The 264-nt window shown below is 53.4% G+C and carries 1 rRNA gene; it reads left to right on the forward strand.

Annotation, left to right across the window (positions count from 1 at the left end):
* Positions 1–264, forward strand: a 16S ribosomal RNA gene (locus KI379_RS33800); the annotation flags it as partial.

The following is a 264-nucleotide window of genomic DNA, read 5'->3' on the forward strand; positions in this document are numbered from 1 at the left end:
TGGGGAGTACGGTCGCAAGACTGAAACTCAAAGGAATTGACGGGGACCCGCACAAGCAGTGGAGTATGTGGTTTAATTCGAAGCAACGCGAAGAACCTTACCAGGTCTTGACATCCCTCTGACCGGTACAGAGATGTACCTTTCCTTCGGGACAGAGGAGACAGGTGGTGCATGGTTGTCGTCAGCTCGTGTCGTGAGATGTTGGGTTAAGTCCCGCAACGAGCGCAACCCTTGATTTTAGTTGCCAGCACTTCGGGTGGGCAC

Source organism: Paenibacillus cineris (genome assembly GCF_018333335.1).
GTDB lineage: Bacteria > Bacillota > Bacilli > Paenibacillales > Paenibacillaceae > Paenibacillus_AQ > Paenibacillus_AQ favisporus.